The sequence below is a fragment of the Chryseobacterium sp. PCH239 genome (assembly GCF_018924625.1).
Lineage (GTDB): Bacteria > Bacteroidota > Bacteroidia > Flavobacteriales > Weeksellaceae > Chryseobacterium > Chryseobacterium cucumeris.
Window position 1 is genome coordinate 3281551 of record NZ_CP073027.1, and the last position, 22615, is coordinate 3304165.

General features: G+C 35.1%; 27 protein-coding genes. 25 read left to right on the forward strand and 2 right to left on the reverse strand.

Annotated elements, in window-relative coordinates; all coding sequences use genetic code 11:
• Positions 1 to 70 precede the first annotated feature (70 nt).
• The 22 genes from KBP46_RS15190 (at position 71) to KBP46_RS15290 (ending at position 16323) form a co-directional block, all read left to right on the forward strand.
• Positions 71 to 766: an NUDIX domain-containing protein gene (locus KBP46_RS15190; RefSeq protein WP_034694004.1), complete on the forward strand. Its 696-nt coding sequence runs from the start codon at positions 71 to 73 to the stop codon at positions 764 to 766.
• 454 nt (positions 767 to 1220) lie between these two features.
• Positions 1221 to 1763 (forward strand): NADAR family protein, encoded by a 543-nt coding sequence (locus KBP46_RS15195; protein ID WP_216443606.1) that lies wholly within the window; start codon positions 1221 to 1223, stop codon positions 1761 to 1763.
• Between the two features lie 29 nt (positions 1764 to 1792).
• A complete protein-coding gene (locus KBP46_RS15200; protein ID WP_216443607.1) occupies positions 1793 to 2341 on the forward strand; it encodes a 2OG-Fe(II) oxygenase in 549 nt (182 codons plus the stop codon).
• Between the two features lie 77 nt (positions 2342 to 2418).
• Positions 2419 to 2754: a hypothetical protein gene (locus KBP46_RS15205; RefSeq protein ID WP_062672777.1), complete on the forward strand. Its 336-nt coding sequence runs from the start codon at positions 2419 to 2421 to the stop codon at positions 2752 to 2754.
• 2 nt (positions 2755 to 2756) lie between these two features.
• Complete coding sequence (locus tag KBP46_RS15210; RefSeq protein ID WP_216443608.1) at positions 2757 to 3611, forward strand: hypothetical protein; 855 nt, start codon at positions 2757 to 2759, stop codon at positions 3609 to 3611.
• Between the two features lie 63 nt (positions 3612 to 3674).
• Entirely contained in the window at positions 3675 to 4745 is a 1071-nt protein-coding gene (locus KBP46_RS15215; RefSeq protein WP_123278741.1) for an adenylosuccinate synthetase, read from the forward strand.
• A gap of 68 nt (positions 4746 to 4813) precedes the next feature.
• Positions 4814 to 5287 (forward strand): macro domain-containing protein, encoded by a 474-nt coding sequence (locus tag KBP46_RS15220; protein WP_062672771.1) that lies wholly within the window; start codon positions 4814 to 4816, stop codon positions 5285 to 5287.
• Between the two features lie 14 nt (positions 5288 to 5301).
• The gene (locus KBP46_RS15225) at positions 5302 to 5895 is read left to right on the forward strand and encodes a DUF4291 domain-containing protein (protein WP_123278743.1); all 594 of its coding nucleotides are present in this window, start codon (positions 5302 to 5304) and stop codon (positions 5893 to 5895) included.
• Between the two features lie 17 nt (positions 5896 to 5912).
• Positions 5913 to 6107 (forward strand): hypothetical protein, encoded by a 195-nt coding sequence (locus tag KBP46_RS23810; RefSeq protein WP_253297053.1) that lies wholly within the window; start codon positions 5913 to 5915, stop codon positions 6105 to 6107.
• A gap of 23 nt (positions 6108 to 6130) precedes the next feature.
• Positions 6131 to 6409 carry a hypothetical protein gene (locus tag KBP46_RS23815; protein ID WP_253297054.1) on the forward strand — a complete coding sequence of 93 codons (279 nt, stop codon included), beginning with the start codon at positions 6131 to 6133 and terminating at the stop codon, positions 6407 to 6409.
• 20 nt (positions 6410 to 6429) lie between these two features.
• A complete protein-coding gene (locus tag KBP46_RS15235; RefSeq protein ID WP_253297288.1) occupies positions 6430 to 7143 on the forward strand; it encodes a TIGR02452 family protein in 714 nt (237 codons plus the stop codon).
• Positions 7140 to 7775, forward strand: a complete 636-nt coding sequence (locus tag KBP46_RS15240; protein ID WP_137904569.1) for a DUF4291 domain-containing protein — start codon at positions 7140 to 7142, stop codon at positions 7773 to 7775. The genes KBP46_RS15235 and KBP46_RS15240 overlap by 4 nt, the downstream gene beginning before the upstream one ends.
• Positions 7772 to 8281, forward strand: a complete 510-nt coding sequence (locus KBP46_RS15245; RefSeq protein WP_216443609.1) for an O-acetyl-ADP-ribose deacetylase — start codon at positions 7772 to 7774, stop codon at positions 8279 to 8281. The genes KBP46_RS15240 and KBP46_RS15245 overlap by 4 nt, the downstream gene beginning before the upstream one ends.
• Positions 8278 to 8862 (forward strand): hypothetical protein, encoded by a 585-nt coding sequence (locus KBP46_RS15250; protein WP_216443610.1) that lies wholly within the window; start codon positions 8278 to 8280, stop codon positions 8860 to 8862. Before KBP46_RS15245 ends, KBP46_RS15250 begins: the two co-directional genes overlap by 4 nt.
• On the forward strand, positions 8859 to 9545 hold the full coding sequence (locus tag KBP46_RS15255; RefSeq protein ID WP_123278746.1) for an NAD-dependent deacylase: 687 nt from the start codon (positions 8859 to 8861) through the stop codon (positions 9543 to 9545). The genes KBP46_RS15250 and KBP46_RS15255 overlap by 4 nt, the downstream gene beginning before the upstream one ends.
• On the forward strand, positions 9545 to 10480 hold the full coding sequence (locus KBP46_RS15260) for an ADP-ribosylglycohydrolase family protein (RefSeq protein ID WP_123278747.1): 936 nt from the start codon (positions 9545 to 9547) through the stop codon (positions 10478 to 10480). Before KBP46_RS15255 ends, KBP46_RS15260 begins: the two co-directional genes overlap by 1 nt.
• Before the next feature lie 10 nt (positions 10481 to 10490).
• On the forward strand, positions 10491 to 11501 hold the full coding sequence (locus KBP46_RS15265; RefSeq protein WP_216443611.1) for an SIR2 family protein: 1011 nt from the start codon (positions 10491 to 10493) through the stop codon (positions 11499 to 11501).
• A gap of 2 nt (positions 11502 to 11503) precedes the next feature.
• A complete protein-coding gene (locus tag KBP46_RS15270) occupies positions 11504 to 12271 on the forward strand; it encodes a hypothetical protein (RefSeq protein WP_216443612.1) in 768 nt (255 codons plus the stop codon).
• Positions 12272 to 12280: 9 nt separating this feature from the next.
• Positions 12281 to 12823, forward strand: coding sequence for an RNA 2'-phosphotransferase (locus KBP46_RS15275; protein WP_216443613.1), 543 nt, complete (start codon positions 12281 to 12283; stop codon positions 12821 to 12823).
• A 1-nt stretch (position 12824) separates the two neighbouring features.
• Positions 12825 to 13553, forward strand: a complete 729-nt coding sequence (locus KBP46_RS15280) for a metallophosphoesterase family protein (protein WP_216443614.1) — start codon at positions 12825 to 12827, stop codon at positions 13551 to 13553.
• Positions 13554 to 13708: 155 nt separating this feature from the next.
• Positions 13709 to 15433: a hypothetical protein gene (locus KBP46_RS15285; protein WP_216443615.1), complete on the forward strand. Its 1725-nt coding sequence runs from the start codon at positions 13709 to 13711 to the stop codon at positions 15431 to 15433.
• 101 nt (positions 15434 to 15534) lie between these two features.
• Positions 15535 to 16323 carry a choice-of-anchor J domain-containing protein gene (locus tag KBP46_RS15290; protein ID WP_082798752.1) on the forward strand — a complete coding sequence of 263 codons (789 nt, stop codon included), beginning with the start codon at positions 15535 to 15537 and terminating at the stop codon, positions 16321 to 16323.
• A gap of 45 nt (positions 16324 to 16368) precedes the next feature.
• On the opposite strand, the gene KBP46_RS15295 is transcribed toward KBP46_RS15290, so the two are convergent.
• The gene (locus KBP46_RS15295; RefSeq protein ID WP_062672752.1) at positions 16369 to 17250 is read right to left on the reverse strand and encodes a cupin-like domain-containing protein; all 882 of its coding nucleotides are present in this window, start codon (positions 17248 to 17250) and stop codon (positions 16369 to 16371) included.
• A 449-nt stretch (positions 17251 to 17699) separates the two neighbouring features.
• Between KBP46_RS15295 and KBP46_RS15300 the strand changes: the two genes are divergently transcribed.
• Positions 17700 to 20411 (forward strand): TonB-dependent receptor, encoded by a 2712-nt coding sequence (locus KBP46_RS15300; protein WP_216443616.1) that lies wholly within the window; start codon positions 17700 to 17702, stop codon positions 20409 to 20411.
• Positions 20412 to 20459: 48 nt separating this feature from the next.
• Here KBP46_RS15300 and KBP46_RS15305 read toward each other — a convergent pair whose 3' ends face one another.
• Entirely contained in the window at positions 20460 to 20957 is a 498-nt protein-coding gene (locus KBP46_RS15305) for a DinB family protein (protein ID WP_062672748.1), read from the reverse strand.
• A 183-nt stretch (positions 20958 to 21140) separates the two neighbouring features.
• Here KBP46_RS15305 and KBP46_RS15310 point away from each other — a divergent pair, with 183 nt between their 5' ends.
• Both KBP46_RS15310 and KBP46_RS15315 read left to right on the forward strand, forming a co-directional pair.
• Positions 21141 to 22040, forward strand: coding sequence for a GLPGLI family protein (locus KBP46_RS15310; RefSeq protein ID WP_062673748.1), 900 nt, complete (start codon positions 21141 to 21143; stop codon positions 22038 to 22040).
• Between the two features lie 182 nt (positions 22041 to 22222).
• The gene (locus KBP46_RS15315) at positions 22223 to 22513 is read left to right on the forward strand and encodes a hypothetical protein (RefSeq protein ID WP_062672746.1); all 291 of its coding nucleotides are present in this window, start codon (positions 22223 to 22225) and stop codon (positions 22511 to 22513) included.
• Positions 22514 to 22615: the final 102 nt, after the last annotated feature.

Sequence of the window (22615 nt, forward strand, 5' to 3'; positions counted from 1 at the left end):
TTATAACGGAAATTATTTTTTAATACAACCATAAATTGTAACTTTGTGTATTCGTAACGCAAATCAATTTATGGAGTCTCCAAAAAAATTACAGGATATAAAAGTGGCTGTAGATGCCGTTATTTTCGGATATTTTGATAAAAAAGATCTTCAGATCCTTCTGATTAAAAGAAATATTGAACCTTTTAAAGGAGGCTGGGCACTTCCGGGAGGGCTTGTTCTTGATGATGAAAGTGTAGATGATGCGGTAAAAAGAGAATTGTATGAAGAAGCCGGTATAAAGCCCGATTTTTTGGAACAACTGTATACTTTTGGTAATCTGGGACGGGATCCAAGAAACCGAGTGGTTTCTGTGGCTTATCTGGGGCTAGTGAACCCGTCTTACCATGAATTGTTTGCTGATTCAGATGCTGAAGATGCGCAGTGGTTCAGTATTAATAAACTTCCTTCAGTTGCTTTTGATCATAAAACAATTATTGAAACTGCTCTAAAAAGACTTCGTACAAAAATTCAATACCAGCCAATCGGCTTCAATCTTCTCAATGAAGAATTCCCTTTTTCAGATCTTGAAAATCTTTATAAAACCATTGTCGGACAAGAAATTGACAGAAGAAATTTCCGCAAAAAAATCATGAGTTACGGATTGCTTAACGAAACCAACAACGTTAAAAAAGAAGGCAGCGGCAGACCCGGAAAACTTTTTACTTTCAATAAAGAAAAATATAAAGAGCTTGAAGAGCAGGGCTTTTACTTTGAGATTAAATAGATTGTTTTAAACACAGATTTCACAAATGTCTTGCACAAATATTCATTAATATTTACAGGCATTTTCGGAATGCACATTATACAGTATTAAGACATTCAATAGGAAATATCTAACTCCGGATTGTATTATCGGTCTTCAGTCATTCTGACGGAGGAAGAATCTCGTAATTGGTTAGATTCTTCACTACACTGTTGAACTACGTTCGCAGACCTTCAGTCTGTGTTTAGAATGACATTGATGTAATAACAATTTTTAAGATCAAATTCCACCAGTTTTAGCTGAAACCTATCAAATTTGTGTCATTTGTGATTAAAATTTGTGTTATTCGTGTTTGTTAAGATTAAATTATTATTGCTGAAAATCAATCAATTATATTTATTAGCGTAAAATTAACACAAATAAATTTGGTGCAAAGACTGATATTCTTTTAAATTTGTGTCAAAATAACGCAATCATGAAATATACCTTACAAAATATTATAGAACGCTTTCAAAAAAAGGAAAAGATAAAATATCTCTTTTTCTGGGGACACACGGCAAAAGATATTGTTACCAAATCATGTTTAAGCCAATGGTTTCCAGGAAGTTTTGAAGAAAACGGAATTATCTATAGAACAGCAGAACATTATATGATGGCTGCAAAAGCAAGATTATTTAATGATGCTGAAATGGAAAAGGAAATTTTAAAAGCCGCTACTCCGAATCAGGCAAAAGCTCTGGGTAGAAAAGTAAAAAACTTTGATCCGAAGCTTTGGGATGAACATAAATATCAGATTGTAACTCAGGGAAATCTTTTGAAATTCTCTCAAAATCAGAAATTTAAAGACTTTCTTTTATCAACCGGAGACAAAGTTTTGGTGGAGGCAAGCCCTTATGATAGAATCTGGGGAATCGGGATGCTGGAAACGGATAGCAGAGCAGAAAACCCTTTATTATGGAACGGAGAAAACCTTTTAGGATTTGCCTTGATGGAAGTAAGAAATGAATTAAGAAGATAAAAACACAAACCAGACACAAAATATTAATTATGGAAAAAATAGAATTACACCCACAAATATTTCTGATTGAAAATTTTCTTACTGAGACTGAATGTGATCATTATATCAGTCTTTCGCAGGAAAAAGCCTTTGAAGAAGCAAAAATCAATGTATTCGGACGCCAGCAGATGAATAAAGGAATCAGAAATAATGACCGACTGATGGTTTTTGATACTGCAATTGCTGAAGAGCTTTTTAATAAGGCTGTAGAGTTTCTGCCTCAGGAATGTGGTGGATATCAACTTTTTAACTTTAATGAAATGCTCAGGGTTTATAAATATGCTCCCGGACAGCAGTTCAAAATGCACAGAGATGGAAGTTATATCCGAAATGAAAAGGAGAAAAGTTTCTACACTTTTATGATCTATCTGAATGATGATTTTGAAGGCGGAGAAACAGAATTTGAAAACCTGTTTACAGTAGCTCCGAAGAAAGGAACCGCTCTTGTTTTTCACCACCCTTTAAGACACGAAGGAAAAACACTGATCAGTGGCTTGAAATATGTTTTGAGAACAGATATAATGTATTCAATAGTATAATTCAACCGGATCGGAGAAAGGCATTGCTATGTCTTGTTTAATTAGTGTAATTTTAACACAAATAAAAATATTTGATCATGGAAGATGAATTAAAACCCAGATTTATCGAATCATTACAAAGAAATAATGATCAGATCAGAGAAGACCGTGCAAAAATCATCGGAGCAGATTCCGAACTGATTTACAGGCGCAGAGTGGAAGATATCGAATTAAAAATTAAAAGACTCGAGCGCGAACAGGAAGGGCTTATTGATATCAGTCCTTTAGACAGAAACAGTCTGACTTTTGCGGATTTCAATCCTGAAGCATTCGTTCAGAAAGACATGGAATTATCATTAACAATTAGAAATCTGAATATTCAGCTCGAAGTAACCCAAAAGAGATTTGAATATTTATTTGGAAAAATACTGTAGTCATGGGAAGTACAAGATATGATTTAGACGCTCGTTATGACAGAGCAAGCAAAGCAGGTTACGGAACAAAATCAGCAGGGGAAATTTTCACCCAGAATGCCAAAAGAATGGCTCATGAATCGATGAATCCTCATGGAGTTTCTTTCAGGGAATCCAGAGATTCAGAAGTTCACCCTCATTCAGTTCCCATTATTTTAGGATTAGATGTTACCGGAAGTATGGGACATATTCCTCATGAGTTGATCAGAGATGGATTACCGAAACTCATGGGCGGAATTATCCAGGGAGGCGTTCCTGATCCGGCCTTATTATTCCTTGGAATCGGAGATCATGAATGTGATGGTTATCCGCTTCAGGTGGGACAGTTCGAATCAGGAGATGAAGAACTGGATATGTGGCTCACAAGAACTTATATTGAGTCCGGAGGTGGTGGAAATGCAGGAGAAAGCTATCTTTTAGCGTGGTATTTTGCAGCATTTCACACCAGAACAGATGCGTTTGAAAAAAGAGGACAAAAAGGATTATTGTTTACCGTAGGTGATGAACCTTGTTTAAAAATACTTTCTGCATCTGCAATCAGGGAAATCATGGGAAAAGGACAGCAAACCTATACTCATTTTGAACTGCTGGAAGAAGCAAAGAAAAAATATGAAGTATACCACATCAGTGTTTTGCATTCCGATCAGGCACTGAGAGCAGACAGAGGCTGGAAAGAATTATTAGGACAAAACTGTATTTCCATAGCAGATCACAGGGACATTCCGAATGTTATTAAAAACATTATCTGTGATAAGTTTAAAAGCAAAAGCATCGGAACAACAGGAACAGTAGGATTGGATCAGTTTCAGATGCTTTAGAAATCTGTCAATGTCGTCCTAAAATAGGAATGACAATACTAGAAACCTCAAAAATTAAAAGACATGAAAAAGGCGCAAATAGTAATAGGACTTGGTTTTGGTGATGAAGGAAAAGGAATTACCACAGATTTTCTGGCTTCTCAGAATCCGGAAGCTGTTGTGATCAGATTTTCAGGAGGACAGCAGGCTGCCCATACCGTAATGATGGATGAAAGAAAGCATGTGCATTCCAGTTTTTCCAGTGGTGCACTTCGTGGTCTGCCTTCTTACTTTACCGAGCATTGTACGATTCATCCGGTTTTTCTTCTGAATGAAAGAGAAGAGTTAAAAGCAAAGAACGGAAACATTGAGCTGCATATCCATCCATTGGCAAAGCTGACAACTCCTTTCGATGTATGGCAGAACAGAACAAATGCCCGTAATCTGGAACACGGAACCTGCGGAAAAGGAGTGGGAGCCACGATGAAAAGAAACGAAAGTCCTTATAAACTATTTGCTATAGACCTTATAGCACCCAGAGAAATGCTGATAGAAAAACTGAAAGGAATTGCCTATTACTATGGTTTTGTAGAAGAAGGCGAGATCAGTGAACTTTTAGAACCTTTCTTAAATGCTATTGAAGCTATTGATTGGAAGATAAATGATTATAAATACCTGGCTTCGTTTGATCACCTCATTTTCGAAGGAAGTCAGGGTATTTTACTCGATATGGACCATGGCGTTTTTCCCAATGTGACTTATGCACATACGACTTCAAAAAATGCCTGTGAGATTTGTAAGCTTTTAAAGATTGAAGATATTGAAATGTATTATGTGACCAGAAGTTATGCAACCCGTCATGGAAACGGCTGGATGAGCAATGAAAAAGAAATGAATCTGAAAAACAATGAAGAAGAAACCTGTATATTCAATGAATATCAAAAGGAGCTAAGAACCGGAGAAATAGATTACAAACTGCTGAATTATGCCTTAAAACTGGATGGAGCTTATGCATTTCCGGTTAAAAAAAATCTTGTCATTACTTGTCTGGATCAGATTGATGAGGAATTTAAAGTAGAAAATCTTGATGAGGAATTTGGTGTTGTCTATGGATCCTATTCTCCTTATTCTAAAGATTTTAAACGGATTTTTTAAATTCAGCAGTTAAAAATGTTAATTTTATTTGGAGAGGAGGAAATGATAGAGAATAAAAGAAAATAACCATGAAAACTATACAATATTTAAAAGGGGATGCTACGGTCCCACAGGCCAAAGGAATAAAGATCATCGCCCACATCTGCAATGATATCGGAGGTTGGGGAAAAGGTTTTGTACTGGCAGTTTCCAAAAGATGGGAAGAGCCGGAAAAAGAATATAGAAACTGGCACCGTTTCAGAAGTAAAAATAATTTTGCTTTAGGAGAAATTCAATTGGTTCAGGTTGAAAAATACATTTTTGTAGCCAATATAATCGGGCAAAAAGGAATAAAAACCGGAAGTAATGGTGTCCCTGTTCGGTATGATGCCATTGAAAAAGCTCTGGAAAAACTTTCCAACGAAGCTTTGCTGCTGAACGCAAGCGTTCATATGCCAAGAATCGGATGTGGACTGGCAGGAGGAAAATGGGAAGAAATTGAACCTATTATCGAAAGAACATTGCTTGTAAAGAATGTGGAGGTATATGTGTATGATTTTTAATAAATTAACCAACAATGAGAGAATTTGAAATAAGAGCAGATTATAAAAATGACACGCTGATTGTCTACCAAGCCTATAATAAAGCAATTGCAAAATCAGCCGTAGAGGATCAGAAATTTACAGCTCCTTTTTCATTCAACAGGATGACCTGGATAAAGCCTTCTTTTCTCTGGATGATGGAGCGCAGCAATTATGGACAGAAATCCAATCAGGAATGTACCCTGGCCTTACATATTAAAAGAGAAGCCTGGGAGAAAGCTTTAGGCAAAGCAATTCTTACTTCACCTGAAAAAAGGGTCTATCCCGATCCCCGGAAATGGGAAAAAGATTTTGAAAATGCCGGAATATATGTGCAGTGGGATCCTGAAAGGAATATTAAAGGAGCAAAACTGAATTACCGTTCCATTCAGGTAGGAATCAGCCGCGCATTGATTGAGGAGTTCAATGAAGAATGGATTGTAAAAATAGAGGATTATTCTCCTTTGGTTAAGAAGATTCTGAATCTTACCAGGTCGGGAGAATTTGATAAGGCAAAAAAACTGCTGCCGGTAGAAAAAAACTATCCTCTGTCAAAAGAACTGGCTTACAGAATTGGAGCCACAGTATAACCAAATAAACGAACGTCATGAAAACAACAACATTATATAGACCAGTAGGAGAAAAAGAAATGATCTTGATTATGGAAAGCGGATTTAAAAATTTCCTCCAAGACTGGAATGGCAGCCTATTTTTTACCCCGTTCTTAATGAAGAATATGCTTCAGAGATTGCAGAAAAATGGAACACCAGAGACGAAGCTGGAGACTATCTTGGTTTTGTAACCCGGTTTGAGGTGTTGGAAAAAGTGACGGATCAATATCCTGCACAGAATGTCGGGGCTAGAAATCACAATGAATTATGGGTTCCTTCTGAGGATCTTAACAGCTTTAATAAGGCAATTGTAGGAGATATCAAAGTAATCAAAGTCTTTATAGGAGATGACTTTAAGAAGGCTGCAAGTGCTGATTTGGAAGATTTGATGATCAAAATAAAAAAACTAACTATGACTAATAAAGGAATGGCAAAAGATACTTTGGATATCTTAGCTAAAAATATTATATTAACGAACATAACGAAAAAATAAATATAGAAAACGAGCTGGAAATCAGTAAAAAAGAAACCTCTCTTTTCACTCCGGAACAGCTTTCTGAAATGAAAGAATCTCCGTTGCCGGAAATCAGTTTTGAAACAAAAATTGAAACCTGGAAGTGCAGTTCTTTAAAAGCAATTTTACAATTATCCGAAGAAGAAAATCAGGAGAAGATCATGTGTCTCAATTTTGCATCAGCAAAAAATCCGGGTGGAGGATTTATCAATGGAGCAGAAGCACAGGAAGAAAGTCTGGCAAGAACTTCCGGACTGTATGAAAGCTTACTTCAGGCATTTGATTATTACACAATTCATCGTGCAATGGAATCCTGTTTTTATACCGATACAATGATTTACAGTCCTAAAGTTCCTGTTTTCAGGAAAGATAAGGGAGAGTTGCTTCCTAAGCCTGTTCTGTGTAATTTCATCACGTCTCCGGCAGTCAATACAGGGGTGGTAAAACGTCAGGAACCGGAAAGAGCACATGAAATTCTTGATGCAATGGATCTTAGAATGGATAAAATGCTTTCACTGGCTTTACAACAAGGAAATGAAGTTCTGATTTTAGGAGCCTGGGGATGCGGTGTCTTCAAAAATGATCCAAAAGAAATTGCAGGATTATTCGGGAAATATCTTCAGGGAAAATATAAAAATAAATTTAAAAGAGTGGTTTTCGCAGTGCTTACCAAGAAAGAAGAAATGCTGAAACCATTTGAAGAAATACAATGAAAATAGAACTAAAAAAATATAAAGAACAATTACAAGACTGGCCTGCACAAGGATATCACATCATGGCTCAATATGACGATGAAAAAATTGTGGTATATCAGTCCTATAGAAAGGAAATTGGAGAATTTGCAGTGAAGAATCAATTCTTTGGCGGAAGTTTTAGTTTGGAAAGAATGACCTGGATAAAACCAAATTTTCTTTGGATGATGTACAGAAATGGCTGGGGGAGAAAAGAAGGTCAGGAGCATGTTTTGGCTATTCATTTGAAGAAAGAAGCTTTCATAAAATATCTGGAAAATGCCATATATTCTTCTTACAATACAAGTTTTGGGATTTCCAGAGAAGATTGGCAGAAGCAGGTAAAAGAATCTTCAGTCAGGCTGCAGTGGGATCCGGATCATGATCCTTTTGGAAATAAACTGGAACGAAGAGCCATACAGATTGGTTTAAGGAATGAATTTATTCGATCTTTTTCTAAGGATGATATTCTTCTCATTGAAAATATTTCAGATTTTGTGGCAGAACAATATCAGTTTGTACTGAATGATGATTTAGATAACCTGATCATCCCTGAGGAAAAACCTTTATTATTTGATGATGAGGTTTTAAATAGAAAACTCAATTTAAGATGAAAATAGAATTAATAAAAGGAGACATTACAAAAATCCAAGCTGATGCAATTGTTAACGCAGCCAATTCATCCTTACTTGGTGGAGGCGGTGTAGATGGAGCTATTCACAGAGTGGGAGGATCTCAGATATTGGAAGAATGTGTTGCGATCAGAAATAGACAAGGAAAATGCAAAACGGGAGAAGCGGTAGTAACAAATGCAGGAAATCTCCCTGCAAAATATGTTATTCATACAGTAGGACCAGTTTGGAACGGTCACGAAGAAAAGGAATCCATTCTTCTGGCAAACTGTTATCATAATTCTTTGAATTTGGCAGAAAGCCTTGGTGTGAAGACGATTGCTTTTCCTAATATTAGTACAGGAGTCTATAGATTTCCAAAAGAACTGGCAGGAAAAATTGCGGTAGATGAAGTCAGAAAATTTCATTCAGATAGTATTGATAAAGTTATTTTTGTCTGTTTTGATGATGAAAATGAAAATATTTATAAAGACCTTTTACAACTGTGAAAAAAAATAATTTCAGATTCGTAGATCAACCTGAAGATCCTAACGTGGGATTGGCAAATGAAGAAATTGCTTTTCTTCAGAAAGAATTGAATCTGCGGTTTCCTGAAAATTATATTTATTATCTTCAACATGCTGGAAAAGAATCAAATGTTTTCCCTGTGGAAAATGATATTGTAAAGCTGAAAAAATACCAAAATCAATTGAAAGATGCTTTGAAGCAAAGAGGCTTACTGAGCACCGAAAGTCTTTTTTGTTTTCAGTATAATATAGAGTATGAACCTCTGGTGGGACAGGATTTTGAAACCTTTTATTTTTTCAATTTATCACATCCTGAATCTCCCGATCTGTATATTTTTGGAGACTTTATCACCAATTTTGATTGGCGAGGATATGATAAAGAGCTTACAAATAAAGAAAATTTTGTAGATTTTATCAATCATAAAACGAAAGATAAATTTGGGGAAAATCGATTTAAAAGAATAGGAAATACCCTTTTAGGGATTCTGCTAGCTCCTTTTATTATAATCGTGCTGATTATTGTTGCTGGCCAGGTTTTAATAGAAAAAATTAAAAACCAATGAAAAAACTAACCATATTAAGCGGTGCAGGAATCAGTGCCGAAAGCGGAATAAAAACCTTCAGAGACGGAGATGGTCTCTGGGAAAATCATAATGTAACGGATGTGGCAAGTCCGGAAGGATGGAAAAAGGACAGAGCTTTGGTTCTGGAATTTTACAACCAGAGAAGACGTCAGCTACATGAAGTACAGCCCAACGAAGCTCATCGCTTACTGGCAGAGCTGGAAAAATATTTTGATGTTCAGATTATTACCCAGAATATAGATGATCTTCACGAAAGAGCAGGATCTACCAACATACTTCATATTCACGGAGAATTGTTCAAATCATGTTCTTGTAATAATAAAAGCCTGATTTATGAACAGAAGGATGATATTAAAATTGGTGATAAAGCTGAAGATGGAGCGCAATTAAGACCTTTTATCGTTTGGTTCGGAGAAGATGTTCCTTTATATCAGACTGCAAGAGAAATCGTAAAAGAATCGGATATTCTGCTGGTTATCGGGACTTCTTTGCAGGTATATCCCGCAGCAGGACTGATTCATGATATCAAAGACGATTGTCTTTTAATTGTCATCAATCCTAATGAAACAGGATTTGGATATGGACAGAGAGCCGTAGTAATGAAGGAAACAGCTACGCAGGGAATGAAATTATTATTTGATAAACTGGTCAATTTAGCCTGATGGAAAACAAAGTAAAAGCGGGAATTATGGGTGTCTGCATTGGAGACGCACTGGGTGTTCCGGTAGAGTTTGAAAAGAGGGAAGATCTGAAAAGAAATCCGGTAACAAAAATGTTGGAATACATGTCCTGGAATCAACCCAAAGGAACGTGGAGTGATGACAGTTCTCTTACACTTTGCCTTGCAGAAGAGCTTACCAAAGGCTATGATCTGGAAAAAATCGGACAAAGTTTTGTGAAATGGAATAAGTATGGTCACTGGACGGCCCATGGAAGGCTTTTCGATATCGGAGGAACTACAAGACATTCTCTGGCAAGATTAATCAAAGGTGAAAGTGCCAGATTTTCAGGAAATATTTTTGAAGAAGATAACGGGAATGGTTCTCTGATGAGAATTCTTCCCCTTGCCTTTTATCTTGAAAATGGAAATGATATTCAGAAAATTTATCTTACAGTAAAAGAGGTTTCGGCGATAACTCACGGGCATTTCCGGTCTGTTTTTGCCTGTTTTATCTATGTCATTTTTGCCATTCAATTGTTGAAAGGAAAGAATAAAAGAGAGGCATACACGCATACACAGAAAGTGTCTTTAGAGTATGCTGAAAAGCAAGGTTTTAACCCAAATGAAATTGAACTTTTCAGTAGAATTTTAAAGAATAATATTTCCGGATATCCTGAAGATGAAATCAAAAGTGGAGGATACGTTCTTCATAGCCTGGAAGCTTCAATATGGTGTTTTTTAAACTCGGAAAGCTACTCAGAAGCAGTTTTAAAAGCTGTCAATCTGGGGGAAGATACCGATACCACAGGAGCTATAACCGGAGGTATTGCCGGAATTTATTATGGATATGAAAATATTCCTGAGGAATGGGTTGCAGAGCTCGTGAGGAAACATGATATTGAGGCATTGTGTGAGAAACTCATAATAAAAACTTAAAACTAAGATAATGGAAAAAAGAACAATTGAGGATATAGCTTATTTGATTAAACAAGCTGAAAAAAATAAAGAGAATAAACCCATAATTTTTTTAGGAGCTGGAGCTTCGGTTTCAGCAGGAATTCCTTTGGCAGGAAAAATTGTTAAAGATATTCTTAATATTCATAAAGATAAGCCAACAATTCAAAGACTTAATAAAGAAGAAAGAGAAAATTATTACAAGCTAATGTCTGCATTATCAGCCCAAGAAAGAAGAAATTTATTTGCAGATTATATAAATAATAAAAATGTAAAATTAAATGTTACACATATATATCTTGCACAGTTACTGAAGGAGGGCTGTATAGATTATATTTTAACAGTAAATTTTGATGATTTAATGTTGAAAGCTTGTGCATTATTTAATTTTATTCCACCTGTTTATGATGTTTCTGTTTTAAATGATTTTACAACTACGAATTTTTTAGAAAGGTCTGTAACATATTTACATGGGCAACATCATGGTCAATGGTTATTAAATGCTGAAGGAGAGTTGTCTAAAGTTAGAGCTTCTATTCCTAAAATATTTGATAGAATTTGTCATAATAGAACATGGATTGTTATTGGTTATAGTGGAGAAGATGAACTTGTAAATGAAATTGCTAAAATTGGAAGTTTTGAGAACGAATTATATTGGGTGGGTCATAACGAGAAATCTCTTTCTGAGAAAGTTAAAACAGAACTTTTTGATAGACCAAGAATGAATGCTTATCATATACAAGGATATGATTCTGATAGTTTTTTCCTAAAACTCCACTCAGAATTAAAGTTAAAAACACCTGAAATATTTAATAAGCCGTTTTCATTTCTAAACAATATGATGGACCAGGTAACTGACATAGTTATTGATGAAAAAAGCAAACATAAAGGTCTTTTTAATGGAATAAAAGATAGGGTGGAAATTAGTAAAAAACAAGTAGGAGAAGCAATTGTTACTATAGAAAATAAAGAAGATGAAGATACTCTGATTCAAAAATTATAGAAATGACTATAAAAGAAGATTTTTCTATTGAAAATGCAGAAGAAATGGGAAAAATAATAATAGCAAATAATTATAATAAAGCAAAAGAAGTATTGGGTGATTTTTATAATGATTGGGCAGTAAAAGTAATAAAAGAAGAAGGAGATAACTCTAAATATGGTAAGGCTTTAGATTTGTTGAATAAAGCAAATAGTTTAAATGTAAACCAAGTAACTTATTTTAATAATTGGGGAATTGTTTTAACCAGTTTTGCCACAATGAAAAAGAGTAAAGAACTTTTCAACGAAAGTTTTGATAAATTTAAAATGGCATTAGATATTGATCCTCAGGATATTACTGCTATGATTAATTGGGCATATAGTTTATCTAATTTGGCATATTTGGAAAATAGCAAAGAATTGTATGAGGAAGCATTCGAGAAGTATGAAGAATTATTAAAGCGAGGAATAGATGAAAAGGATAGTTTTGTTTTTGATACTTGGGCAAACTCTCTATTATTTTATTATTATCTTATAGAAGATGAAAAAATAAAGGATGACATATTAAATAGTGCATTGGAAAAAGCTCAAAAAGGATATGAGAATGGTTCCAGTCCATATAATTTAGCTTGCGCTTATTCATTAAAAAATGAAACTAAAAAAGCTTTGAGTTTACTTAATGAAAGTCTAGATAAAAATTTGATAACTGTTTCCCATATCGAGAAAGATAAGGATTGGGATAATTTTAGAAAAAATAAAGAATTTATAGATTTATTAGATCAATATAGATGATAGAAAACCATGAACGAAATAGAAAAGAAAAAGATAAGTAAATTTTTAAGCCTGATTTTGAGGCATCAGCCGGAAAGTATAGGACTTATACTGGATGAAAATGGCTGGGCAGATGTAGAAGAGCTGAGATCGAAATCAGCCAAAAGAAGAATATATTTTACTCACGAAGAATTAGATGAGGTGGTAGAAACCAACAATAAAAAGCGTTTTGCTTTTAACGAAGATAAAACCATGATCAGAGCAAGTCAGGGACACTCTATTGATATCGATCTGGCATTGGAAGCCAAGCAGCCTCCGGAATTTCTGTATCACGGAACAGCTGAAGCCAATATTTCTTCTATTTTAGAAAAAGGAATTGAAAAAAGAACACGTCAGCATGTACACTTAAGTGCTGATAAAGAGACCGCTGCAAAGGTCGGGATGAGACACGGCAAACCTGTGATTCTGACCATCAGAACCGGAACAATGCATCAGGAAGGATTATCTTTCTACCAGTCAGCGAACGGAGTTTGGCTGACCGATTTTGTGGATGCAAAATATATTTCAAAATAAAATGAGCAGAACATTAGTCATAGGAGATATCCACGGAGGGTTTAAAGCCTTGTTGCAGGTTCTTGAAAGAGCAGGAGTGACCGAAAATGATCAGCTGATCTTTCTGGGAGATTATGTGGACGGATGGAGCGAGTCTTCGCAAATCATACAGTTCTTACTGGAACTTTCCGAAAGACAGGATTGTATTTTCATTAAAGGAAATCATGATGCATGGTGTGAAGATTGGTTGAATTTAGGACAAAAACCTGATTTGTGGCTTTTCAATGGAGGAAAAAGTACAGTAGAAAGTTATGCTGATTATTCTCTTGAAGATCTGGATATTCATCTCGAATTCTTTCAAAGGATGAAAAATTATCATATTGATGATCAGAACCGGTTGTTCATTCATGCCGGATACGCTTCCATGCACGGTCCTGAAAAAGAAGTGTACTCAAGCAATTACCGTTGGGACAGAACGCTTTGGGAAACTGCCGTGGCAATGGATAAAAAACTGTCGAAAAATTCTGAATTATATCCTAAAAGACTGCTATTGTATAAAGAAATATTCATCGGACATACGCCTACTCTTGATATTGGGATCAAAATACCAGCCAATAAAGCTAATATCTGGAATATGGATACCGGAGCAGCCTATACCGGATCTTTATCCATCATGGATATTGACTCCAAGCAATTCTGGCAAAGTGATCCGCTTCCTTCCTTATATCCAAAAGAAAAAGGGCGAAATTAATACTGTTGAGAACAAACCTAACAGGTTTTCAAAACCTGTTAGGTTTTTATCTGCAAAACAACTTTAACTTTTCAATCTTTTGCAATTTTGACTGCCAGCACATCCCCGTTTCTCACAAAAGATGATTAATTTTAAAGTCTGAAAATATGACTTCAATGAAACTGAAATATCTTTTATTCACCTTAAGTTCTACCTTGTTTTTGGCTCAAAAATCGTTTCAGACCCCTTTTGAAAAAGGGAACGGAAATCAGACAGTTACCTACGACGAAATGAACAGCTATTATCAGGATCTGGCGAAAAATTTCAATACTATTCAGTACCTTAAAAAAGGAGAAGATGACAATGGAAAGCCAATTTATGTAGTGGTTTATAATCCCTTTCCTGAAAAAGACCTTGAAAAATTAAGAAAAGACAAAGCCATTCTTTTTGTCAACAATGGAATTCACCCGGGAGAGCCGGATGGAATAGATGCTACCATGATGTTGATGAGAGATCTTGCGGCTAAAAAAATTAAAACTCCGCAGAATTTTATTATTGCTGCGATTTCCGCTTACAATGTCAGTGGAATGTTGAACAGAGGATCCTACTCGAGAGCCAATCAGAATGGACCGGAGCAGTACGGTTTCAGAGGAAATGCAAGGAATTATGACCTGAACAGAGATTTTATCAAAGCAGATTCTAAAAATGCCAGAAGCTTTCAGGAAATCTATCAATGGTTGAAACCGGATATTTTTATCGATAACCATGTCAGCAACGGAGCAGATTATCAATATACGTTCACCTATATTTCTACATTTAAAGAACGTTTGGGAAATACCCTTGGAAATTATTTCTACAATGATTATCAGGCTAAAAATATTGAGGATATGAAAAAACTGGGGTATGATAGTACTCCCTATGTCAATATCCACGGAGATGTTCCGGAAGTAGGATTTGCCTCATTTGAAGATTCTCCGAGATATTCTACAGGATATACTTCCCTTTTCAACTCTCTGGGAACAGTTCCTGAAACCCATATGCTGAAGCCTTATGATAAAAGGGTAGATGCCACTTACAAATATATGCTGGTGAATCTACGGAATTTAGATAAAGATTATCATAAAATAAAGCAGCTTCGAATAGAAAATCTAAAACAATATCAGGCTGGAAAACAATACGGAATCCGTTGGAAAATAGATTCTACGAAGTTCTCCACCATGGATTTTAAAGGTTATGAAGGAAAATATAAGCCCAGTGAAGTTTCAGGCAAACCAAGACTGTATTATGACAGAAATAAGCCTTTTACGAAGAATATAAAACTCTTTACGACGGCTGTTCCAACGGGATATATTACCATTCCAAAATATTATGTAATTCCGCAGTCGCAGTACCGGGTGATTAAAGAATTTAAAAGAAATAATATTCAGATGAAACCGATACAGAAAGACAGTACTTTAACGGTTGAGTCCTATAAAATTAAAGATTTTAAAACCGTTAAAAATCCTTATGAAGGGCACTACCTGCATTTTGAAACTACGGTTGATGCTACACAGAAAAATAGGGTATTTACAGCCGGAGATTATCTGGTTTCAACCAATCAGCCTGGTGTAAAATATATTATAGAAACCCTTGAACCTGAAGCATTAGACTCATTTTTCAATTGGAATTTCTTTGACGGAATTCTGGCACAGAAAGAATACTATTCCGCTTATATTTTCGAAGATACAGCTGCTGAACTTTTGAAAAAGGATAAAAAATTGAAAGAAGCGTTTGAAGCTGCCAAAGCATCGGATAAAAAGCTGTCAGAAGATGGAGATGCACAATTAGATTGGGTGTACAGACATTCTCCTTATTTTGAAGAAAAAACATTCAGACAGTATCCCGTTTACAGAGTGTTGTAAATATTTTTTCACAAAAATTCTGATGATTTTTTTGTTTTTTTATAGTAATTTGTTAATCAATGTTTTAGATTTTTATTAAATTAGTATCAAAAACAAACACTATGAAACAAATTTATCAATTCGTAACATTGCTGTGCTTTATACCAATAGGTTTACTGGCGCAATATTCTCAAAGTTTTGATTCGGCAACAATGCCTGCTGACTGGACAATAATTAATGGTGGAGATCCTGGAACCTGGGAAACCTTTAGTTCTTATGACTCTTCATTCAACGCTCCTCATTCTGGGACCCACTTCCTTGGATTGGAATACGGCAGTACTTCCCATGATGATTATGCCATAAGCCCTGCTATAGTGGTCACTGCAGGAGTATCTGATAAGCTTACTTTCTGGGCAAGAAACAGAGGGGCAGGACTTGCTGAGACGGTGGATATAAAAGTATCAACCACAACTCCTACTATTGCAGGCCTTACCAACACGCTCGCAGCAGCAGTAAAACCTCCTACTTCGTGGAATCAGTATACGTACGACCTGACTCCTTTTGTAGGACAAACAATTTATATTGCTTTTCATTCCACTACAGAAGATGTTTGGTTTATAGGGATAGACGATTTCCAGATTTCAACAAACAGTTTATCGGTTTCTGATGCAAAAGCGGATAAGAGCCGTGCATCCATCTACCCAAACCCGGCACAAGATGTTTTACACATCAAAAATAAAACTAAGATCTCTGAAATTAGCATCTATGATCTTAACGGAAAGCTAGTGAAAAAAGAAACGATGGATACAGAAAACGGAACTGTAAATGTAAGTGAACTTGCAGCAGGGAATTATATAGTGAAGGTCAAAGATAAAGAGACTGAAAAAGGCTATAAAATGATTAAGAAATAACATTTATAATAGAATAAAAAAGACGTTTCAATTGAAACGTCTTTTTTATTTTGGTAAGCCTCTCTTCAAGGCCATTTCTGCTCTTTTAATTGCCATTTTCTCTTTCCAGTCCATATAGCTCTTTTTAAAGTTCGACTTCATAATGTCGTCAAATTTACGCTGTACGGTAAGATTCCATAGAGAATGTGCTTTTACTGCCCATGATTTGTCCCATGCTCTTAAGGAAATTGAGAAACTTCCGTCCAGATATTTCATCCAGTGCCACCATCCTGTAGGCATAAATAAAGTATCACCATGCTCAAGATAGCATTCAATACCTTCTACACCATCCAGTGCCGGGAATTTTGTGAAATCCGGATTTTCGATATCATAATCCTCAAGTGCATACGTAGCATAGGGTATCTGATAAAGGCGTTCTTTCCATTTATAATCGAAAAGAAGGATATGTTTTCTTCCATTGAAATGGGTATGGAAAATATGGGCCATATCGATATCGAAGTGAAGGAAGGTTACAGAACCTTTTCCTCCAAAGAACATATTCGGATATTTATCAAGAAAGCCTCCCATTAATTCTTTAGGAGAAATATAATCTTCCAAAAGTTTAGGAGCATATTTTATGGGGTCGAATAGGAAAATTCTAAGATCAGTAGGTTCTCGCTGAATAAGATCTATGTAATCTCCAAACTTCATTTTTGCTGCTGACGCATTGATGGGAGCAGAAGGGTCTGCCTTTGAGCTGTCATATAGCGGGACCTCCACATCTCCTACAACCTCCTTCATATATTCCATCGTCCATTTTTGGTAAGCAGGCCATTTTTTTGCCATATTTTTGATGACAACGGGCCTTCTTGGCTTCAGATATTTTTCGTAGAATTCTTCTTTCGAAATGTCATCTACAACATCTATAGGCTTTAAAATAATTCCCATTTTATAAATTTTATGTTACAAAATTATTAAATATATATTGATGTACCAGTGTTTAATTTTTTTTTAATCTATGATTCAAATCAGATTTTCCTATTTAGAATAAGTAAGATTATTAATTTCTTAGCTTCTTCTTAAAATTGTTCTTTTATCTAATCAATAAGACAAAGTCTATTCAGATTATGTTACATAAATCAAAAAATAAATCATCCACTTATTTTGCAAATTTTTTATGCCAAACATCATTTTATGATAAATTAAATATTCGCAAAAGCGGATAAACAGATTGTGAATCTGCTTAAAAAGATTTCTTTTTTTCAAAGAAAATCAAAAGCTTAAAAATTATCACTATGTTTGTAGTGATAATGGTTTAACTTTTATCTATAAAATTCATCTTTATAAAAAGTGTAACAAAAAACAATATCCATTAACTAATTGAGCAAATAATAAGTATGAAAAAAAATATTTCCTTATTTCTGATGCTTTTCTTTACGGTGCTTACTTTCGCACAGAAAACGATCTCAGGAAAGATCACGGATGATGACGGGGTAGCAATACCAAGCGCCAGTGTAACGATAGAAGAGCCCGGTAAAGATGCTATTCTTGCTTATGCCATTACGAATTCCAAAGGAGAATATAAAGTAACTTTTACATCCGCTGAATCCAATGTGGATTTAAAAGTGAAAGCATTCAATCAGAAACCTCTTACGAAGCAAATTAATAACAGCGATCAGACTCTGAACTTTAAAATGCAGTCTGAAGCTACAGAAATTAAAGAAGTACAGCTGAAAACCAAAATGATCACTGCAAGAGGCGACACCATCTCTTATGATCTTAAGGCTTTCAATAGTAAAAACGACAGAACCCTTGCTGATGTAATGAAAAAGATTCCGGGAATTGAAGTAAACAAGGACGGAACAATTCTTTATCAGGGAAATGCCATCAATAAATTCTACGTCAACGGAAAAGACCTTATGGAAGGAGGTTATGGAACCATCAACAATTCCCTTCCTAAAGATGCTGTACAGAAAGTAGAAGTTCTGGAGAACCACCAGCCGGTAAAAATCCTTCAGGATAAAGTCCCTTCAGATCAGGCAGCCATCAATATCAAACTGAAAAACTCTGTCACCATGACTGGAAGAGGAGAAGTAGGAACCGGATTTGGAGATCCGTGGCTTTGGAATGTAAAACTGACGCCTATGTTTTTCGGGCAGAAAAGCCAATGGGTTGTCAATTATAAAACCAATAACATGGGTGAGCAGGTGGAAAATGAAGGAAATATTCTGGCTTTTGGAAGCTCATGGGAAGGAAGAAGAAGTAACATCTCGCAAAATAATTGGCTAAGTGTAGAGAATGCATCCGTACCTGATCTTCCTGTAAAAAGATATTTGATGAACAGTGTTCATTATCTGTCAGCAAATTATCTTACCAATATTGATAAAAAGAAAGAATGGGAGCTTAAAGCCAATGCCAACTATACCAATAATGCGGTGGAAAGAGAGTCTAATAGTGTTACTAGAGATATCCAGCAGGGGACACAATATACAACAAGGTTCCTGAACAATTTCTATACAGACAAATTAAAAGGAGAACTGATTTTTACAAAAAATGCAAAAAAAGGATTCTTTAAAAATACAACAACATTCTCTCAATTCTGGAATGCAGATAGGGCTTTTGCGGAAAGAAATGATAAGCAGGGTTACAGGATAGGAAACGAAGCATTGGAATCACCTACAACATCTTTCCAGAACTCCTTAAGTACAATTATTCCATGGAAAGAAAAAATGGTGAATTTCAAATCCTATCTGAGCTATCAGAATGATAAACAGATTTTAGAAATTTCTCCTGCCAATTATTTACAGTTTCCATATAAAGAACCTGGAAGTACTGATTTTACAACCATAAAATTCACACCAGGCAGTACTGCTTTGCAATATTTCAGGATTAAATCTTTAGATACATCACATTCTGCAAATATCAGTTTCACTTCAAAAGGATGGACATTCACACCACAGGTAGGACTTGATTTTTCAACTGATAATTTGACAACAAATTTTGATGGAAGTACTGTAGATAATAAACCGGATTTTGCAAATTTAACTTATGAAAATGATCTGAAATTTACGAGAGTTAATCCATCGGCTTCCGTAGGAATCAATTATAAATCTGAGTCATGGAGTTTATTTTCAAGTTTCCCTGTAAACTTCAATAATATTAAGGCTGAAGATGCATTTAGAAATGTTTCCAAATCATTAAGTAAAGTAACTTTTACTCCTAATGTTTTTGCTCAATATTCATTTGCTTCCTTCTTCAAAGCGAGTTTGAATGGAGGAATTAGTAATAACTTCGGAGATATTCAGACAGCTTATGCAGGATATATTCTCACAAGTCCAGGAGGATTTAATGTGATGAACCCTAAAAATCCGATCCCTCAGACTACTACTAAAAATGCAGGAACAAGATTGGAGTACAGAAATCCGTTAAATAACCTTTTCTTTAACGTTGGATATAGAATAAGTGATGCAAAAAATAACCTTATTGCTTCAAGTATCGTTAATGAATCAGGCTTCAGAGTAACAGAATACTTGGAGAAAGAAAATAAAAGGACCAGCAATACCTATTATGCAGAAATAGGAAAGTATTTTCCAAAATTTAAAACCAATGCTTCATTAAGTTATAACAATACCATTTCTAAATCTCAATCCATCAGAAATACTGATAATATTGATAATAAAACAAATGGAAATACGCTAGGAATTAAATTTAACAATACTTATTTCTCATGGATGAGTGTAGATTTTAACGCATCTAAAACATGGAATAAGACATCTAATATTTTCCTTACAGATAATAAAGGAAAGTCAGAAGGATACAGCCACAATCTTAACGTATTTTTCTATCCATTAGAAAACCATACCATAGGGTTTTATTGGGATCAGATCAATTCAAAATCTGCAGACATAAAGTATAATAATGGTTTCTTTGATGTTTCATATCAGTTCTCATGGGCTAAAAAGAAAATTGATTTTGAATTAAAATGGATGAATATAGCAAATAAGAGAGTGTTTGAAAGAATCGATATTGATAATACGAATATCACACAAACAAGTATGCAACTCCGCCCAAGTCAGGTGATGCTAAGTGTAAAATTCAACTTTAAATAAAAAAAAACCAATCCATACGGATTGGTTTTTTATTGAGATATACTGAAATTAAAAGCTTTGCTGGTCTGCTGAAGGCCCATAGCTTCCCGGCAAAGGAATATTGTTTAGTCTGTAATACACTCCCAGTTGAGCCCTGTGATGCGTAATCTGGTTTAAAGCATGCCGGATGGCTCCGTACTTGCTCCAGCTTGCCAGTTCGTGCCCATCATTTTTAATCGTCCAGCTGGGATTCAGATCGTTTTCTGTACTGTTTTCCAATGCTGTTTTTGCAGACTGGTAATCATCTTCCAGTTTTTTCATGAGTTCATCTCTTGTAGAAAGAATGGTAGGTTTATAATCTCCCTTGGCAAAATCCAGTTCCGAAGTTTTTAAAATAGTGTTCGGCCATTCAAAAACTTCTACCAGATGGGTAGCAAGAGGCATCATTTTCATGCTTTTTTCATGCGGAGCATAATCGTTTTTTCCTTCAGGGAATAGTTCAATAAATTTTTTTGTGGTTTGGAACTCTCCCTCCAGTTCGGATTTTAATTGAGATAAGGTATCCATAATATTTTGTTTTTTAGAAACTTAAAGGTAAGCGTTTTAAATATGAAACTGTTTTAAGAGAATCATAATTTTTTAATTAGTAAAGATTTGAAACAGGTGAATATTTTTTACCGAAAAATAAAATTTCAGAAAAACTGTAACAAAAGAAGACAAGTGATTACTAATTATATAAAACTTGCTACAATGAAAAAGTTATTCTCTGTATTTCTTATTGCTCTTTTTGCATTTGCAGGAGCTCAGGAGTCAAAAGAAACAGCCAACCGTTTCTTTTATGAACTGACTTTTAAGCCGAAAAAAGATTCGGCGAGAATGGATAAGATTATTACTATTCTTGATATTACCCCAAAGAAATCAATCTACCAGGATTATACAATGCCGGCTCAGGATTCTATCATTAAAGTTCAGATAGAAGAAATGGAGAAAACCAAATCTTTTAAGGATATGACCAAGTTGATTAGGTGGCCGAAATTTTCATATAAAATTATTAAGACTTATCCTGACATGAAAGTACAGTATGTAGACAGAATCAGCAGAAATCTGTTCTCATATGAAGACGATCCGAAGTTGCAATGGAGTATTCTACCAGATAAACAAAAAATAGGCGCGTACAATGCTCAGAAAGCAACTACTGAATTTGGAGGAAGAACATGGACTGCATGGTTCAGTTCGGATATCCCTTTTCAGGATGGACCTTACAAATTTAAAGGACTTCCTGGTCTGATTGTAAAAATCGAAGACGCTGATAAAAACTATTCATGGCAATTGAGCGGAAATAAAAAGATCGAAAATTATGATGAATTATCATATGCCGATAAGATCAATGCTAAGATGGGAATGATGAGCAATACAGTAACACCTACATCAAAAGAAAAGTTTCTTAAATCTTATGAAGGATACAAAGCAGATCCTTTTGCAGAATCCCGTCCATATATGACTGCAGAGAATATGAGCAGACCCATGCCGGGAACAGACGGAACTGTAGGAGATTTCATGAAAAGGCTGGAAAAGCAGGTGAAAGATTTCTTCGGGTCCAATGATAATCCCATAGAAAAAGAACAGCCTTCTGACAAGAAGAAAAAGTAAGACTTCATATCAACTAAATTATATTTTGAATCAACCCAGATACAGCAATGTGTTTGGGTTGATTTCTTTTTATCAGGTAAATTCTACGTTTGACCAGCAGAAATTTTAAAAAATTCTCAGAAAAAATTTGATTTTATTTTTTATTCTCATATGTTTGCTAAAACTAATTTAAAAATTATACCATGAAAAAATCTATTGTCGCAGTTCTGCTGACAACATCTGCATTGCTATTTGCTAAAAATGAATCTCCAAATAAAAATACGGAGCCCCAAAAGGCAACAGAAACTGTTTTAGTCACCAAGAAGACTATTGAAAAAACAGATCAACTACAAAAACCTATTACATTATCCACAACTGCAAAAGAGAGGGAAAAGGAATTGACTACAGAAGAAAAATGCGCTATTGAACTTGCTGTTGGTCCTGTAATTGCGGGGCCTCCTGTTCATTGTTTTCAGCTTGGAGCAGAAGGATAATCTTAATAAGATATAAATAAGCCCAGATACAACGATGTGTCTGGGCTTATTTCTTTTATCTCAAAACGTTATTTAGATTAAATTTAAATAGCGTATATTTGC

Coding starts and splice junctions, on each gene's coding strand:
- KBP46_RS15190 (WP_034694004.1), top strand. CDS start 71: ATGGAGTCTCCAAAAAAATTACAGGATATAAAAGTGGCTGTAGATGCC.
- KBP46_RS15195 (WP_216443606.1), top strand. CDS start 1,221: ATGAAATATACCTTACAAAATATTATAGAACGCTTTCAAAAAAAGGAA.
- KBP46_RS15200 (WP_216443607.1), top strand. CDS start 1,793: ATGGAAAAAATAGAATTACACCCACAAATATTTCTGATTGAAAATTTT.
- KBP46_RS15205 (WP_062672777.1), top strand. CDS start 2,419: ATGGAAGATGAATTAAAACCCAGATTTATCGAATCATTACAAAGAAAT.
- KBP46_RS15210 (WP_216443608.1), top strand. CDS start 2,757: ATGGGAAGTACAAGATATGATTTAGACGCTCGTTATGACAGAGCAAGC.
- KBP46_RS15215 (WP_123278741.1), top strand. CDS start 3,675: ATGAAAAAGGCGCAAATAGTAATAGGACTTGGTTTTGGTGATGAAGGA.
- KBP46_RS15220 (WP_062672771.1), top strand. CDS start 4,814: ATGAAAACTATACAATATTTAAAAGGGGATGCTACGGTCCCACAGGCC.
- KBP46_RS15225 (WP_123278743.1), top strand. CDS start 5,302: ATGAGAGAATTTGAAATAAGAGCAGATTATAAAAATGACACGCTGATT.
- KBP46_RS23810 (WP_253297053.1), top strand. CDS start 5,913: ATGAAAACAACAACATTATATAGACCAGTAGGAGAAAAAGAAATGATC.
- KBP46_RS15240 (WP_137904569.1), top strand. CDS start 7,140: ATGAAAATAGAACTAAAAAAATATAAAGAACAATTACAAGACTGGCCT.
- KBP46_RS15245 (WP_216443609.1), top strand. CDS start 7,772: ATGAAAATAGAATTAATAAAAGGAGACATTACAAAAATCCAAGCTGAT.
- KBP46_RS15255 (WP_123278746.1), top strand. CDS start 8,859: ATGAAAAAACTAACCATATTAAGCGGTGCAGGAATCAGTGCCGAAAGC.
- KBP46_RS15260 (WP_123278747.1), top strand. CDS start 9,545: ATGGAAAACAAAGTAAAAGCGGGAATTATGGGTGTCTGCATTGGAGAC.
- KBP46_RS15265 (WP_216443611.1), top strand. CDS start 10,491: ATGGAAAAAAGAACAATTGAGGATATAGCTTATTTGATTAAACAAGCT.
- KBP46_RS15270 (WP_216443612.1), top strand. CDS start 11,504: ATGACTATAAAAGAAGATTTTTCTATTGAAAATGCAGAAGAAATGGGA.
- KBP46_RS15275 (WP_216443613.1), top strand. CDS start 12,281: ATGAACGAAATAGAAAAGAAAAAGATAAGTAAATTTTTAAGCCTGATT.
- KBP46_RS15280 (WP_216443614.1), top strand. CDS start 12,825: ATGAGCAGAACATTAGTCATAGGAGATATCCACGGAGGGTTTAAAGCC.
- KBP46_RS15285 (WP_216443615.1), top strand. CDS start 13,709: ATGAAACTGAAATATCTTTTATTCACCTTAAGTTCTACCTTGTTTTTG.
- KBP46_RS15290 (WP_082798752.1), top strand. CDS start 15,535: ATGAAACAAATTTATCAATTCGTAACATTGCTGTGCTTTATACCAATA.
- KBP46_RS15295 (WP_062672752.1), bottom strand. CDS start 17,250: ATGGGAATTATTTTAAAGCCTATAGATGTTGTAGATGACATTTCGAAA.
- KBP46_RS15300 (WP_216443616.1), top strand. CDS start 17,700: ATGAAAAAAAATATTTCCTTATTTCTGATGCTTTTCTTTACGGTGCTT.
- KBP46_RS15305 (WP_062672748.1), bottom strand. CDS start 20,957: ATGGATACCTTATCTCAATTAAAATCCGAACTGGAGGGAGAGTTCCAA.
- KBP46_RS15310 (WP_062673748.1), top strand. CDS start 21,141: ATGAAAAAGTTATTCTCTGTATTTCTTATTGCTCTTTTTGCATTTGCA.
- KBP46_RS15315 (WP_062672746.1), top strand. CDS start 22,223: ATGAAAAAATCTATTGTCGCAGTTCTGCTGACAACATCTGCATTGCTA.